The following is a 14,715-nucleotide window of genomic DNA, read 5'->3' as shown; positions in this document are numbered from 1 at the left end:
ACTCGCAAAACAATTATTAAGGGCTTCGCTTTCCAGTTATCTCAAGACTGTCAGGTCGACTCGTCGGTTTCCTCGATAGCGCATTGATTGTCGCGGCAGTTCGTTGCTTTCTGCAGTGCTTCGAGATCGGGTTGTTCCTCCGGGCTACGAGCTGACCACGCGTACTGGACGATTCTGTCAGGATCGACGACGAACGTCGCTCGCTCGGGAACATCCCGGTGTCCCTCAAATTCCTCGGCCAATACACCATAGGCTCGACTGACCTGACCGTCCGTGTCTGATAAGAGCGGGAACTGGATGTTGTTTTTCGTCGCATATTCGCGGTGGGAGTAGGCCCCGTCCGAGCCCACCCCAAGGACGACGACATCGTCCAAGAGCGTGAGCCAGTCAGCGTCTCGAAGCGAACACCACTGCTCGGTACATGCGGGGTGGAAATCGAAGGGGTAAAACACAAGAACCACCGCCCAGCCTCGATCCGTGTACTCGGAAAGGCCGTGCGTTTCAATCGTCCCGACGGCCGCTCCGGGGAGCGTGAAATCCGGGGCCTCCTGTCCTATCCGAATCATGTGAACTAGTACCGCGACAACAGACATCAAGAAGCCGGGGACGTGCAATGAAAGCACACAGAGGCGAACGTCGGCCTACTGTTCGAGTCGGACCCAGTCGTCGTCTCCGAACGGCGGTTCGTACTCGATACCGAGTCGATCGTACACGATTCGGGGGATACTGATGTCCGCGAGATAGAGCTCTCCTGTGGGGGCATCAAGCCCCGTTTTGGGAAGGGCGAGTGTGGCCGTCCGATCCGGCACAACTGCCTCGCCCATCGGCTCGCCGGTAGTGGCGTCGATACCGGATGGAACGTCGAGAGAAACAGTCGGTCCAGATAGATCATTCATCCGGTCGATGTACGCATCCACCGGTGGCCGGACGTCGCCACTGAGTCCGTAGCCGATCAGTGCGTCGACGATGGTTGTCCGTTCGGCCACGTCGGCGAGTGATTCGACACCGGAAGTGACTGAGACACCCATCTCGTCGAGAATGTGGTACTGGTGAGCCGCCGCGCCACTCAATTCCTCAGACGGTCTGTCCAGAACCACTCGAACGGGGACATCTCGGTTACCGAGGTGTCGTGCACAGGTGAGGCCGCCACCGCCGTTCCCACCGTTTCCAGCGACAACCACCACGTCGCTCTCTCGAACGTCACGTACGTGCCAGGCAAGTATACGACCTGCATTCTCCATCATCTGGAGTAACTGTAACCCGACATCCTCGACGGCGACACGGTCGACGTCTCGCATCTCGTCGGCGGTCACTGCCGTGACGGACCGTCCCGTCGACGTACGGAACGAATTTCGAGACATGTCCCAGTCATGGTGGAGCAGGGACAAATACCTCGCCAGCGGCATTCGAAGTGGTCGAAACGCGTCCTGCCTCCAATGCGGCTGTTCACAGGTGTTATTGATTGGCCTACCGTCCTTCGTGCATGCACATTCAGGACGTCCTCCCCCGGGACGCGATTCCAAGCATTGACGATCCGACCTTCGGCACGGAGTACATAGGAGACGATGACGACGATGTAATCGTCGTCGAAACCACGCCTGCACGGGCGTATCCGGTACGGATTCTCAGCTATCACGAGATCGTCAACGACGTGCTCGGAGATAGCGACCGCATAGAATCAGGGAGGCGCTCACCCGGTGACTCGACCGACGAGTTGCGCCCGGTCGTGGTCACATGGTGTCCAATCTGTGCCAGTGCGGTCGTTTACGACCGACGGGTCGACGGTCGTGTGTTGACGTTTGGAACCTCCGGAAAGCTTGCTGACGACGCGCTGGTGATGTACGATCGCGAAACCGAATCGGAGTGGAAACAGCCGCTCGGGAAGGCGATCAATGGGCCCCTCGACGGGCACGAACTTTCCGTTGTGCCAGCGTCTGTAACATCGTGGAACCAATTTCGGTCGGAGTACCCCGACGGAATCGTCCTCCAGCCGGTTCACGGCGGTGACGGAGATCCGCGAGGAGAGTCACCGCGAACGGTGTACGAGATGACTCCGTACGAGCGATACGACGCAGCTGAAGGGTTCGGTCTCAGAGAAATGCGTGGTGAAGGGAGGGAACGGTCGTGGGACCGCGAGGACATCGACGCCAAGACGGTGGTGTTAGGTATCACACACGGAGGAGAGGCCGTCGGGTACCCAGTCGGACAGGTCCAGAACGCGGGTAGTGTCGTCTCGGATACAGTGGGCGGTCTCGACGTGCTCATCGTCAGCTCCGGGAATGACATTCACGCGTTCGAAGATCCCGGCTACGAGTTCGAATTGCGGGAGGGAGCGCTGTACGGCGACGGGGCCAAATGGGACACTACAACGGGCCGGGGTGACGACGGTCGTACGCTGGCACGAGTACCGAGTCGACGGCTCTACGCCTTCGCCTGGCAGGACGACCACGGCCCGAAGAGCTTCTACGGACTCGCGTGAGAAGCACCGATAGAACAGACTACCGAGTACAAACGTCAGTCATTCCTCAGTGCTGTTGTGGAACGAGATTGCAGACCCGGCCAATGCTTATGCCCTTTTTCACCTGACTACTGAACGGGGCGTCCTGTCACACGCTCCCGCCCCCTTGATAATGAGCGACGATCCACGCCTCGGCGTGTGCCCGAACTGCGGTCACGATATCCAGCCGATAGACGAGCTGATCACGTACGAACGGTCAGACAGTACTATCGGTGTCTTTGCCGAGTGCCCTGCCTGTGGAGAGGTCATCGACCCCGAGTAAGTGGTCTTCCTGGACCAATTGAGTCCGACTGTCAAATGACGACGGTCACGGAACCGTGTTACGCGCTAGCGACGAGAGAGACGTAGCTCACGCGTCCGGCTTCGACCGCGGTTTCGAGTTCCTCAATCGCGTCCAGGGCGCGCTGGCCGCGCTCGCCCAGCAGACCAAGTATCCCTTCGTAGTCGACGCGGTCGACCACTCGGTCACGCATCGCGAGAAGATCGTCGTGGTGATCGTACACTGTCTCCACGTCGAAGCCGGCGTCCGTCACCTGCATCATCAGTCGATCACGATCTCGTGCGCCGTCGAGACAGAGCGCCTCGGCGATCTGGTCCGGAACCACGGGCTCCTCGCCGTCGACGATCACGTCCGAGAGCGCGAGCCGACCACCGCTGTCCAGAACGCGATGGGCTTCCCCGAGTGCGACGGGGAAGTCTGTGAGACAGAGGACACACTCCGCGAGCAGGACGTCTACAGTCCCGCTCCGTACGGGCAGCGCCGTCGCGTCGCCCCGGACCACCCGATCGGTGTTCGATGACGGGTTTGGATCCACACCGAAGGCGTCGGCACCGCGCCGGCGGGCAACCGTCAGCGCGTCACCGGCGCCACAGCCGACGTCCAGCAACCGTGTTCCGGAGCCGACATCAGCTCGGTCGAGCAACTGCGCTGTCGCTTCAGTCCCGCCCGGGTGGAGCGGCCCGTCGAGTACTGTGTCGAGCGTTCCCCACGGGTTCGCGAGGGCAGCGTCGAGCAGTCCACTCATCAGTCGCACCCGTCTCCGCATTCGTCAGGGGCACATCCCCCGTCGGTGACCGTCCCGTCGACCTGATAGCCGACATCGGTATCACTCGAGGTTTGCGGCTCCTCGACCGTGCTCCGACCGCCCCAATCGTTGCGGTTTCGGAGCGCGTACTCGCCATCTTCGGTCGTCATATTGTACCCACAGAATGGGACCAACTTGCCGTCCATCGTCGGAACCGAGATACAACAGTTGCTCAGTCGGTTCACGTCGGCCGCATCGGCGTCCATGAACCCCGTGAACGACACCGGAACGACCTCGTCGAACAGTCCCTCGACGCCACCAGGAACGTCGATTCCACAGCAGCCGGCAGTCTTACAGGCCCACTCCTCCCCAGCGGCGGTGCCAGCCAGCAACTCCATGTAGTCGCCCTCGTCGACCATTCCGGAGAGGGTGTCCCAGAGCCGGTCATCGACGTACTGTGTGAGCGGAACGAACGAGTCGGCGTCCGCGCACTCGTCGCCACAGCCACACGCATCTGATCGATCGATTTCTGAGTCGCCTGTGTCGGTCGGGTCCGTGTCTCGGGGGACGAAGGCGGTCCCGATCTGACAGTACGCCGAACAACACGGAGCCGGCAGCATATCTCGGGGATCGAGCGTCTCGATCTGCTCGGCCAGCAGCCGCGTGGCGTCGTCGAGAGCGAACCGGCCATCGTTCATTTCGTAGCGACCGAAGTGCGCCACCGGCTGGAAGTTGACAGAGCGGACGACATCCCTGTTCTCGAGCGCGAATCGGACGATGTCACCCATCTCGTGGTCGTTGACCCCGGGGACGACTGTCGGAACCAAAACGACCGAGAGGTCCGCGGCCCGGCAGGCCTCGATCGCAGCGTGTTTCTCCTCGACGAGGTCAACCTCGCGGATCTGTTCGTAGGTCTCGCTCGTCAGACCATCGAACTGCAGGTATAGCGCGGTGACGCCGGCGTCGGCGAGCATCTCCGCGTAGCCGTCTTCCGTCGCCAGGCGGATGCCATTCGTATTCACCTCGACGTGATCGATTCCTTTGCTCCGAGCACGCTCGACGAGATCAGGCAGGTCGTCTCTGATCGTAGGTTCACCGCCGGAGAACTGTATCGGCCGACCACCGGCGTCAGCGACAGTATCTAGCAACGTCTCAATTTCGTCGATCGAACGGTGTTCGCCGCCGGGACCGGAACTGGCGAAACAGTAGGAACACGAGAGGTTACAGCCCTCTGTGACTTCGACGACCGCCAGACAGGCGTGGTCGGGGTCGACGGCTAAACCGCCGCCGTCGTACTCCGGATTCGGGCCGAAGTCCGACGCCCACTCCCAGTGGTCCAGTGACCCCCAGACCTGCCGACTGGCCGAGCCATGATCTGGACAGTCTCGGGTGAGGAAGACGCCTCCATCGCGTTCTTCGTACCGACCGGGAACCTCTTCGAGACAGTTCGGACAAAGACTCGTCGTTGTCGCGAGCGTGTCACTACTCTTCACACTTAAAACGCGGAATACTCTCGAATAAACATGCCGCGGGTGTGCAATAGCAGAGCGGGAGCGGGTATCGCCGTTGGACACAGGGGTTGCCACAGCGCACAACCCTTTTTCCACATGGTGCCGGAGAAGTACTATGGCACGTTCGACAGAGCAGGCAACATCGTCGGCGCCGGAGAGAGACGACTCACCGACGACACTCGCACAGGACCTGCTCGTCGCGTGCAAGCGCGGAGACTCGACCGAACGGTACAGGACCGCGCTCGCCGGAGCCACAGACGCCGATCTCCGCCAGGTCCGTGAGGACCGACAAACCGGACTGGCGTTCTGGCTCAACTGCTACAACGCTGGAACCCAGCTCCTCCTCGAGGAGCGCCCCGACCTATACGAGAGCCCGCTCCGATTCGTTCGGTTCTTTCACGCACCGGCAGTGACGGTCGGTGGCACTTCGCTGCCGCTGGACCGCATCGAAAACGGGCTTTTGCGTGGTGGCCGCTCGAAGTACGGACTGGGATATCTACCGAAAATTAATGTCACGAACTTCGAGCGGCGCTACCGGCTCGATGATTGTGACCCACGAATCCACTTCGCACTGAACTGCGGTGCCGAGAGCTGTCCAGCGATCCGCGCGTACGAACCGGATCGCGTCGACGAGCAACTGGATCTGGCAACCCGTAGCTACCTCGACGCGACAGTAGAGTACGATGCAGACGCCGGCACCGTTCTCGTGCCGCGCGTGTTCCTGTGGTTTCGCGGTGATTTCGGTGGGGGCTCAGGAATCCGTGAATTGTTGCGCTCGTACGACGCGATTCCGGATGACGCGACGCCAAAGATACGACACAACTCGTGGGATTGGACGAGAGCGACTGGCAAATTCGTGGAGTAGCCACCCCCACCATTTTGACGACGGAAAAACACCTTACCACATGACCGAGCAAGTCCAAGATTTCTCGCTGCCCAACGTGGCTGTCGGACCGAATCCGTTCTCCCTCTCTGAGCTCCCGGAAGAGGTCTCGTTCGTCGTTCTCTTTTTTCAACGCGACTACTACTGTACGAACTGTCGGAAACAGATCCAGCAACTCGCAGATCGTATCGACGAATTCCGAGAACGCAATGCCGAAGTCGTCTCGATCGTTCCGGAGCCGGTCGAACGCGTCGAACAGTGGCAGGAGACGTACGATCTACCATACCCGTTGTTGGCGGACCCGAACACGGAAGCTGGAGATGCGTACGATCAGCCGGTCCGGTTCGGCCTCCTCGGTCGGTTTTCTGATTTTTTCGGTCGGATGCCCGAAGTGGTTATCATCGATAGACGTAGTACGGAGCCGAAAATCGTGTACGTCCACCGGGGGTCGTCGACGTTCGATAGACCCGAAATCGACGAGATTCTCGACGAGATCGACGAATCCTCACAAACCTAGCTCTCGACACGGATCGGATTCTCGTTCAGTCCCTGAAGTACAGGACACCGAGAACAGCAATCATCGCTAACTCCGTCCCTTTCGCAATTGCCGCCCACGGATCCCCTGTGAGATGAGCGATGACGTTCTCAAGCGGGGACAGTCCGTGTAAAAGCGGTTCACGGCCGGGTAAAAAGCCGCCGTGGCCGGTGAAGTGCCACGCAAAGTACCCAACGACGTAGACGATAGCTAGTAGGATACCTGCCACGTAGTACGGATCGCGGTTCTGTGCCGACCTACTCGCTGCTAGACCAACGAGAAGTCCGAACCCAGAAACGACGAACGCGAGTGGACGCGGATCGAACACGAGCAGAGTCGGATCCGCACTAACAATAATCAGCAGTCTAGGAATGCCGTGACTGGGATGGATGAGATGGATCCCGGCTACGATGCTGGTCAGAAGCGCTCCGAGGTACGCCAAGATTCGAGTCGTCGAATCGGGATCCGCATCGACCGTCAGATTGAGGGGTTCTAAAACGTTCACTGGCGATAGATGCTCGGTATAATTCATATATTAATGCTCGTGGCTGATGCAACGAGAACACACACCTAATAGAACCAACCAGTGGGAGTCGTATCACGATGCACTCCGTTGGTTCTCGAGATATTTTCTCTATGCAACCACTCTATGAATCGTTGACCGAGAGGGGGGGAGAGGGGGGTCGCAGGCGTCTGGAAGGGGACCGGAAGCCTACGGCGCGACAGATGGTACGACTGTCGCGCAATTGTATCGATGAGGGAGACGAATATGACCATTCTGAGCTGTTGTAATCTGGTTGCACGATCGAAGAATCGCTGTTTCTCAGTACCCAGAGAACGAACTGGGAACTACCGATAGTAGTGTGAAGGAAAAACACAATCAGCGAGGTCAGGTACGGGTGGGGAACGACAAGACACGCCCGCGACCGATTATTATATCGTCTGGGATAAAGTGGACCTCATGAACGAAGTCGATTTTCTGGTCATCGGTTCGGGCTCTGGACTGGACGTTGCGAACGCAGCAGCCAACCGAGGTCAGTCAGTCGCAGTCGTAGAGAAAGGACCGCTCGGCGGGACGTGTCTCAACCGCGGATGTATCCCGTCCAAAATGCTGCTCTACCACGCCGACGTGTTCGAGACGATCGAGAGTGCCGACGCGTTCCACATTGACGCAGAAATAACTGATGTGGACTTCGCGGAGATGGTTCGCGAGGTCAACGAGGACGTGAGTGGCGACGCCGACTCTATCCGGAAAGGGCTCCGTTCCTCCTCGCAACACGGTCTCTACGAAGGTGAGGGTCGATTCGTGGGCGAACGAACGGTCGAACTCGTCAGCGGTGAGGACGAAGGAGCCCGAATTCGAGCCGAGACAGTACTAATCGCTGCAGGCACGCGGCCGGCAATCCCCGATATCGATGGTATCGACGACGTGGACTACCTCACCAGCACCGAAGCGTTGCAGTTGGAAACCCCACCGGACCACCTCGTGATCGTCGGAGGCGGCTACATCGCCGCCGAGCTCGGTCACTTCTTCGGCACGTTCGGGAGCGACGTGACGATTATCGGGCGACGGCCGAATCTCCTCCCGGAAGCCGACGAGGAGGTCGCCGAGGCGTTCACCGACCGCTACGCCGATCGATTCACTGTCCACACCGGCTATGCAGCGACAGCTGCCTCGGAGAATGATGGTTCAGTTGCTGTCGAAGCCCACCCTTACGAGTACGGAGACGACGGCGGGATACGCGACGACGAATCGGTGACTGTAACGGGGGACGCGCTACTCGTGGCCGCTGGCCGCACGCCGAACACCGATCTACTCAATCTCGACGCAGCAGGGGTCGAAACCGACGAGCGAGGCTTCGTCGAGACCGACAAGTATCTCCGGACGACCGCTGAGGGAGTCTGGGCACTGGGTGACATCGTCGGCGAGTATCTTCTGAAGCACAGCGCGAACCACGAGGCCCAGGCCGTCGCTCGAAATCTCTTCGGCGACGACCTCCAGCCAGTCGACTACACTGCGATGCCCTTCGCCGTGTTCGCGTCACCTGAAGTCGCCGGGGTAGGCGCACACGAATCTGAACTTCAGGAAGCCGGCACGGAGTATGCGACGCGGACCTATCGGTACGACCAGACAGCACGGGGAAGTGCAATGAAAGCCGACGGCTTCGTCAAGGTCATCATCGACCTGGAGGGCGAAATTCTCGGCTGCCATATCATCGGACCCGAAGCCTCCGATCTCATACAGGAGGTCATCGTCGCGATGAAAGCCGGGACGAGGACAGTCACGGATATTCGCGAATCCATCCATATCCACCCTGCACTCTCGGAGGTAGTTCAGCGAGCGTTCTCGGGGCAGTTCTCCCGGGGAGGTCACTCACACTGATCTCGGCAGGGATCCCGCTTGTCTGTCGGTATGTCACCAAGGCGGCCTCACGAGTGTGGTATACCGGGACTCTGTATCGATCAGTGGATAATAAACTCGCTCACACCCGTGTGCGTCAGTTGCACAGTTGCTGAAGACATAACCAGAAGTCGCTCCACGGTACGGTTGGAATGTTAGTAGTCCATGCGACGTTTCCGATCGCTACGGAACATCACGAGAGAGCGACTGAATTAATCCGGGAACTGGCCGAGAATTCACGGGAAGAGGAAGGAATCATCGACTACCGAGTCGCGACCGATGTAGACGACGAGAATCTCTTCCGGTTCTTCGAACAGTACGAGGACGAAGCAGCGTTCGGAGCACACGCTGAGTCCGACCACTTCGAACGCTTCGAGGCCGAGCTACCGGAATTACTCGCGGGAGAGCCAGAGGTGACCCGCTTCGAAGTCGAGTCGGCGACAGACGTCGAACTCTGACCCGTGACATGCGCTAAAGATCTCTCAGAGTCCCTGGTACAGGGAATATCTGCCACGTGGAGACGGTGATATCACGGTTCTGCCTGCTCCCCCTGTGTTTGTTTTTTGCACTACCAAGATAGCGCTATATCGGGAAGATTGCTCTACTGAGACATGCACACTGTCAGTGTTGAAAAAGTGATTTCTGTTCCCGCGGAAGACGCGTGGGCTGCACTCGATGAGTTCGGCCGTGTCTCGGAGTACAACCCACACGTTGCGACATCGAAGATCATCAACGGTCCGGAGACTGGTGTCGGCGCGACCCGCGAGTGTGTATTCGAAGATGGTGGTCGTATCGAGGAGGAGATCGTCGAATACAGTCCTGGATCGAACTATACGGTGGAGTTCATCGATGTCGGCAGCATGCCACTGAAGCAGAACCGGGTCCAGATCAGTGTCGAAGAACGTGGTGATTCGGCGGCTGTCACAATGGCCGCCACGTTCGAACCAAAGTACGGTTTCCTCGGAACGATAATGGCGAAACTGATGATGGAGTCCCGCTTCCAGAAAACGTTCGAGGAAGTCATCGGTGGCCTCGAAGCGTACGTCCTCGCTAACCGAAAGGACAGTACAGAGACGGAGCAAACGGGTGTACTATCTGAGTGAGTGCATCTCCACCATCAAAACCTGTCCGAAACGGTCACTATGTGAGAATTTCGATGTCGTGGTGCTTGTCAAGCGACATGGGAGTATATAAATAACGTCCGCAGGCGTATCGTCGTTGCACGGCCGCAGGCGGACTATAATCTCCGGGGCTATACTGACTAACGCAATGGCAAAAGCAGCAGTTGTGATCCTGGCTGGAACAGAAGGGCATGCGAACCTGGGTCGTATCGTTAATGGGCTCGAGACGGCGAAGGAGTTCGCCGAGACCGATGGGGACGAGGTCGAACTCATCTTCGATGGTGCCGGTACCCAGTGGATTCCCGAACTCGAAGATCCGGACAGTGACCCCCACGAACTCTATCAGGCTGTCAAGGATAACGCGTCCGCGTGTGATTACTGCTCCGGGGCGTTCGGTGTCGATGATGCAGTGAACGATTCCGGCGTGGTTCGACTCGACGACCACGACGGCCACCCCAGTATCCGTTCGCTGGTCGACGACGGCTACGAAGTCATCACGTTCTGACGATCGAGACTGCAGATTCCGTCTCGGGATCCGTACCCGAATAATCAGCCAATGAACCGACTTCTTCACCCAACCTAATCTCGTGCTTCTCGGAGTACTGTTTGAATACGCTACCCATGTTCCCATCCGCAGGTGACGAACTTCGAATAAAACCAGGGGGCCTGTTTATCGCCTTGGTTGCCTTCGTCCTGACGCGAACACTCTTGGTTGGTGTAGTCTACACTAGTCCAGCCAGTTCGATCCTGGCCATATCACTCCGATTAGTTCCACTTGTAGTTGGTCTGGCGCTCGTAATTTACGGTGTCAATCTGGCTGTCAGTACTCACGGCAGAGCGTACGCCCGTACCATTGCAACGTGGTTTCTCGTCGGCAGCGTCGGCATCTTCGTAATGGTTGCTCTGGGTGCCGTCGAGAGCTCAAATCCAGTCGCGACGCTGTCCTCAGACACCGTCGTTGCCAACGCCGTTCTCGGGGGTGGAGCAGGTGGAATACTCGTCGGTATCCGATCCGCGAAAGACGAACGACGCCAACGATCGCTCTCGAGACAGTCCGATCAGATCGTCTTGTTGAACCGGATTCTCCGTCACGAGATTTTGAACGCGATCACGGCGATTCGAGGACATGCAGGGTTGTTACATAACGGACAGAACACCGACGGTAGTTACGATGCGATCAGTAATGGCGTCGATCGCATCGAACGAACGATAGCACAGGTGGGGTTTCTCATTCGAAGCCTCGACGAGACTGCAGTGAGTCTAACGTCGGTCGACTTGGCCGCTACCGTTCGGGAGTGCTCCGACCAGTTTCCCGACGATGCCACAGTTACGATCGACGCGCCCGACTCCGTACAAGTCCGCGCTGACGAGCACCTCGAAACGGTGATTTCGGAACTCGTCAAAGGCGCACTCAAGCGGGCCTCGAAACGCGAAGCGACCGTTGCAGTCTCCCCAGAGGAAACCACCGTGGACGTGTCGGTTACCGCTCCCGGTCGGTGGCTCAACGAATCCGCTCGAAGAACACTCCTCGAAGGTATACAAGACTATGAGGACCAGAGCATCGATTACGGGATACCGATCATCCGATTGTTGGTGGCTCAGTACGGAGGCACCATCGACATCGTCGATAGGGAGACGAGTACCACGGTTGTCGTAACCCTGCCCCGAACATCCGAGCAGGCCCCCGAGAGTAATCGACTAGGAGTCAGGTCAGAGAGCCTTCGGAACGCTGCAGTCGCTGGTGTCGTGGCAGGGGTAGCGATGGGCCTAATCCTCCAGACATTCACCGGTGAAATGGGAATTATCGGGGCGCTCTATGGAATTCAGACGAACGTCGTGGGATGGATAACCCACCTGTTCCACAGCGTGGTATTCGGGACAGTATTCGTCGCCGCGGCGACTGTCGATAGCCTCAACCACTACGCTGAGTCCCTCTCTGGGACTGTCACGCTTGGTATCCTGTACGGGGTGCTACTATGGCTCGTCGCCGCCGGCGTCGTCATGGGAGTGTGGCTCAATCTCGTCGGCATACCGGCGTCAATTCCAAATCTCGGCATCGTATCCCTCATCGGTCACACAGTCTGGGGCGCTTTGATCGGCATCCTCGTCTCCGTGCTGCCGACAGAAGTCGGTTAAGAGAATCATCGACTCAGCTCAAGAGCGGGGTCACCCACGACCGCCAGCCAGTGCAGTTGCCTCTGGAAGCCGTCTGAGCCATAGCATTGCGACTGTCCCGACGAACGGTCCGATAACCAGTGGCGCAAAAGCCCACTGCCAGCCGACGGCATCGGCAATAATCGGTGTGACCTGGATCGACCCCACCGTGAGGAGAAAGCCGACGGCAGTCTGCAGCGTCAGGGCTGACCCGACGTAACTGTCCTCGGCGAGTTCGGAGACGGCCGCCGAGAACTGCGCGGAATCGGCGACGATGACGAACCCCCAGATCAACAGGAAGGGGATGAGGATGAGTAGAGGCCCACCAAACACGAACCCGGCACCAATACAAGCCGTGCCGCTGACGATCATGCTCCCGCTCGTGACGGTTGTCCGTCCGATACGATCTGCGAACACACCGGCGACGACGGCACCGATACCCCCCACTGCAATGGTTCCGAAGGCGAGCAGCGCAGCGAGTGTCGGTGCCGGGTCGCCGCTGGTAGCGAAACTCGCAGCCAGATACACGGGAATCCACGCCCAGACAGCGTATAATTCCCACATGTGACCGAAATATCCGAGATTGGCGAGCATCGTTCCGCGGTCACCGAGCATCCGCCGAACGGCCCCCGGATCAAACGGTGCTGCCGGAGCTTGATAGGGGCCTGGACGCACAAAGAGCACGAGCACACCACTGACTGCTGCGAGCCCAGCCGCACCAAGTAATACGAGCCGCGGACGACCGACGCCACCGATCGCCCGAAGCAGATGCGGCATCGCCGACCCGATCGTGAGTGCCCCGACAAGCGTGCCGATAGCGAAACCGCGTCCTTCCCGAAACCAGCCAGCCATGATTTTCATGCCTGTCGGGTACACACCGGCCAGTACGACACCGGTGAGAAACCGTAACAGAACAGCCGGGAGGAAGGACGACACGGCAAGGGCAATAAGTGCAGTCGCTCCCACGCCGATGGCGGCTGAGACAGCAAACAGGTACCGCGGCGGAATCGTATCCGAGAGGGTGAGCGTCGCAGAAAGCACGGCACCGACGACGAAGCCGAGTTGCACCGCGTTCGTCAACCATGCCGTCTCAGCGCTCGAAAGATCCCAGAGAGCCGCGAGTTCCGGCCCGACCGCTGATGCACTGAACCAGAGCGTCATCGCAAGCAGTTCGGCAACAGCAAGAACGAGGAGGACACGGTAGCGACTCGTTTTCGTCGGGTCCTGCTTCTGTGACTCCGTATCCATCACGCTGGTGTACTAATCAAAGTGGATAAAAACTCACGAGGGGGTTCGGGTGTATTGCACACCGCAGCGCGTATTATATATGCAGAAGACATCCGTACCCACGCTAGGAAAATGACTGAGGACCGGGATCGTGATGACCCTCCAAGTGACCTTTCGTCGGGTGCGTCCACTGCTCCGAGTTCGCCTCGTGAAGAGCGGTATCGCAAGATTTTCGAATACAACAACGACGCAGTGATGATCGTCGATCTGGAGACCGAATCCTTTCTCGATGTCAATCCTGCAGCCTGCGACCTGCTCGGATACTCGCGCGAAGAGCTCCTCTCGATGCATCCGGAGGATATTCATCCGAACGACGTCGAGCGCGTTCGGGAGGAGTTCATCTCTCAAGTCTACCAGGAAGGATCGGGCTTCACCGACGATCTGACCTGTCTCACCAAAGACGGGGAAGAGGTTCCGACCGAGATTTCCGGGGCCGCACTCGACGCCGGCGAAGATGGAACCGACCCGACACAGATGATCGCGATGCTCCGTGATATCTCTGACCGCGTCGAGCACCGTCGGGACCTCGAGGAGAAGATCGAACGGCTAGATCGATTCGCCAGTATCGTTTCACACGACCTGAAGAACCCGCTCTCAATCATCAAAGGCCATGTGACCCTTGCCCGGGAGAATGGCGATCCCGAACACTTCGACGCCATCGAGGACGCGGCCGACCGGATGGACGAGATGTTGTCTGAACTCCTGCAGCTCACCCGGGAAGGACACCTCGTCGGCGAGAGAACGGACATCGAGTTGGAGTCCCTGGTACGAGAGGTCTGGATCGACTGTGAACTCGATTCAGCGACTCTCGAAATCGAGTCATCGAAGACACTTCACGCGGATCGAGACCGCCTCCACGAACTCTTTGCAAACCTCTTCGAGAACGCACACACTCACGGTGGGGAGTCCGTCACCGTCCGTGTCGGAACGCTGGATAGAGACGATCGTGACGGGATCTACGTCGAAGATGACGGCGAAGGGATCCCAGCGGACGAGCAAGATACCGTATTCGAGTGGGGACATACAACGACCAGTGACGGAACTGGCTTCGGCCTCGCTATCGTCGCCGAGATCGCCGAGGCGCACGGCTGGGAAATTACTGTCTGTGATGCCGAAGCAGGGGGAACTCGCTTCGAGATCGAAGTCTCCTAACCTCAAGCGAGGGAGAACGGGCCATCGGTCAGTAATCAGTATATAAATACTGTGGAGGGTTGGAACAGAACGTAACGCCCGCGGCGTGATTAAGCCCGTTCTCCACGGGTCGCAATTACATGGGCGCA

The 14,715-nt window shown here is 58.7% G+C and carries 16 protein-coding genes; 10 read left to right on the top strand and 6 right to left on the bottom strand.

Annotated features, from left to right (window positions below; genetic code table 11):
* Positions 1-50: 50 nt before the first annotated feature.
* Together ACV7JO_RS15845 and ACV7JO_RS15840 are read right to left on the bottom strand one after the other, a co-directional pair.
* Positions 51-566, bottom strand: a complete 516-nt coding sequence (locus ACV7JO_RS15845; protein ID WP_470356079.1) for a redoxin domain-containing protein — start codon at positions 564-566, stop codon at positions 51-53.
* 75 nt (positions 567-641) lie between these two features.
* A complete protein-coding gene (locus tag ACV7JO_RS15840; protein WP_470356078.1) occupies positions 642-1,313 on the bottom strand; it encodes an NAD(P)H-hydrate epimerase in 672 nt (223 codons plus the stop codon).
* 170 nt (positions 1,314-1,483) lie between these two features.
* Between ACV7JO_RS15840 and ACV7JO_RS15835 the strand changes: the two genes are divergently transcribed.
* Together ACV7JO_RS15835 and ACV7JO_RS15830 are read left to right on the top strand one after the other, a co-directional pair.
* Positions 1,484-2,479 carry a DUF3179 domain-containing (seleno)protein gene (locus tag ACV7JO_RS15835; RefSeq protein ID WP_470356077.1) on the top strand — a complete coding sequence of 332 codons (996 nt, stop codon included), beginning with the start codon at positions 1,484-1,486 and terminating at the stop codon, positions 2,477-2,479.
* A gap of 151 nt (positions 2,480-2,630) precedes the next feature.
* Positions 2,631-2,780 carry a DUF7837 family putative zinc-binding protein gene (locus ACV7JO_RS15830; RefSeq protein ID WP_470356076.1) on the top strand — a complete coding sequence of 50 codons (150 nt, stop codon included), beginning with the start codon at positions 2,631-2,633 and terminating at the stop codon, positions 2,778-2,780.
* Positions 2,781-2,838: 58 nt separating this feature from the next.
* On the opposite strand, the gene ACV7JO_RS15825 is transcribed toward ACV7JO_RS15830, so the two are convergent.
* Together ACV7JO_RS15825 and ACV7JO_RS15820 are read right to left on the bottom strand one after the other, a co-directional pair.
* Positions 2,839-3,543: a class I SAM-dependent methyltransferase gene (locus tag ACV7JO_RS15825; protein WP_470356075.1), complete on the bottom strand. Its 705-nt coding sequence runs from the start codon at positions 3,541-3,543 to the stop codon at positions 2,839-2,841.
* Complete coding sequence (locus tag ACV7JO_RS15820; RefSeq protein WP_470356074.1) at positions 3,543-5,117, bottom strand: radical SAM protein; 1,575 nt, start codon at positions 5,115-5,117, stop codon at positions 3,543-3,545. The genes ACV7JO_RS15825 and ACV7JO_RS15820 overlap by 1 nt, the downstream gene beginning before the upstream one ends.
* Positions 5,118-5,169: 52 nt before the next feature.
* Here ACV7JO_RS15820 and ACV7JO_RS15815 point away from each other — a divergent pair, with 52 nt between their 5' ends.
* Both ACV7JO_RS15815 and ACV7JO_RS15810 read left to right on the top strand, forming a co-directional pair.
* Positions 5,170-5,919, top strand: a complete 750-nt coding sequence (locus ACV7JO_RS15815; protein WP_470356073.1) for a DUF547 domain-containing protein — start codon at positions 5,170-5,172, stop codon at positions 5,917-5,919.
* Between the two features lie 40 nt (positions 5,920-5,959).
* A complete protein-coding gene (locus tag ACV7JO_RS15810) occupies positions 5,960-6,454 on the top strand; it encodes a peroxiredoxin family protein (protein ID WP_470356072.1) in 495 nt (164 codons plus the stop codon).
* Positions 6,455-6,479: 25 nt separating this feature from the next.
* Here the strand turns inward: ACV7JO_RS15810 and ACV7JO_RS15805 are convergent, their stop codons facing one another.
* Positions 6,480-7,004: a hypothetical protein gene (locus ACV7JO_RS15805; RefSeq protein WP_470356071.1), complete on the bottom strand. Its 525-nt coding sequence runs from the start codon at positions 7,002-7,004 to the stop codon at positions 6,480-6,482.
* Between the two features lie 429 nt (positions 7,005-7,433).
* Between ACV7JO_RS15805 and ACV7JO_RS15800 the strand changes: the two genes are divergently transcribed.
* From ACV7JO_RS15800 to ACV7JO_RS15780, 5 genes are all read left to right on the top strand, one after another.
* Positions 7,434-8,855 (top strand): dihydrolipoyl dehydrogenase, encoded by a 1,422-nt coding sequence (locus ACV7JO_RS15800; protein WP_470356070.1) that lies wholly within the window; start codon positions 7,434-7,436, stop codon positions 8,853-8,855.
* Positions 8,856-9,025: 170 nt separating this feature from the next.
* Positions 9,026-9,331: a putative quinol monooxygenase gene (locus ACV7JO_RS15795; RefSeq protein ID WP_470356069.1), complete on the top strand. Its 306-nt coding sequence runs from the start codon at positions 9,026-9,028 to the stop codon at positions 9,329-9,331.
* A 153-nt stretch (positions 9,332-9,484) separates the two neighbouring features.
* A complete protein-coding gene (locus ACV7JO_RS15790; RefSeq protein WP_470356068.1) occupies positions 9,485-9,976 on the top strand; it encodes an SRPBCC family protein in 492 nt (163 codons plus the stop codon).
* 166 nt (positions 9,977-10,142) lie between these two features.
* Positions 10,143-10,499 carry a DsrE family protein gene (locus tag ACV7JO_RS15785; RefSeq protein WP_470313292.1) on the top strand — a complete coding sequence of 119 codons (357 nt, stop codon included), beginning with the start codon at positions 10,143-10,145 and terminating at the stop codon, positions 10,497-10,499.
* Positions 10,500-10,615: 116 nt separating this feature from the next.
* Positions 10,616-12,130, top strand: a complete 1,515-nt coding sequence (locus tag ACV7JO_RS15780; protein ID WP_470356067.1) for an ATP-binding protein — start codon at positions 10,616-10,618, stop codon at positions 12,128-12,130.
* Positions 12,131-12,160: 30 nt separating this feature from the next.
* Here ACV7JO_RS15780 and ACV7JO_RS15775 read toward each other — a convergent pair whose 3' ends face one another.
* Positions 12,161-13,396, bottom strand: a complete 1,236-nt coding sequence (locus ACV7JO_RS15775) for an MFS transporter (protein WP_470356066.1) — start codon at positions 13,394-13,396, stop codon at positions 12,161-12,163.
* A 111-nt stretch (positions 13,397-13,507) separates the two neighbouring features.
* Between ACV7JO_RS15775 and ACV7JO_RS15770 the strand changes: the two genes are divergently transcribed.
* On the top strand, positions 13,508-14,587 hold the full coding sequence (locus tag ACV7JO_RS15770) for a two-component system sensor histidine kinase NtrB (RefSeq protein WP_470356065.1): 1,080 nt from the start codon (positions 13,508-13,510) through the stop codon (positions 14,585-14,587).
* Positions 14,588-14,715 lie beyond the last annotated feature (128 nt).

The sequence above is a fragment of the Haloarcula sp. MBLA0138 genome (genome assembly GCF_055632455.1).
The sequence above is the reverse complement of the archived record's forward strand: the minus strand, read 5'-3'. Positions and strand labels throughout refer to the sequence as shown.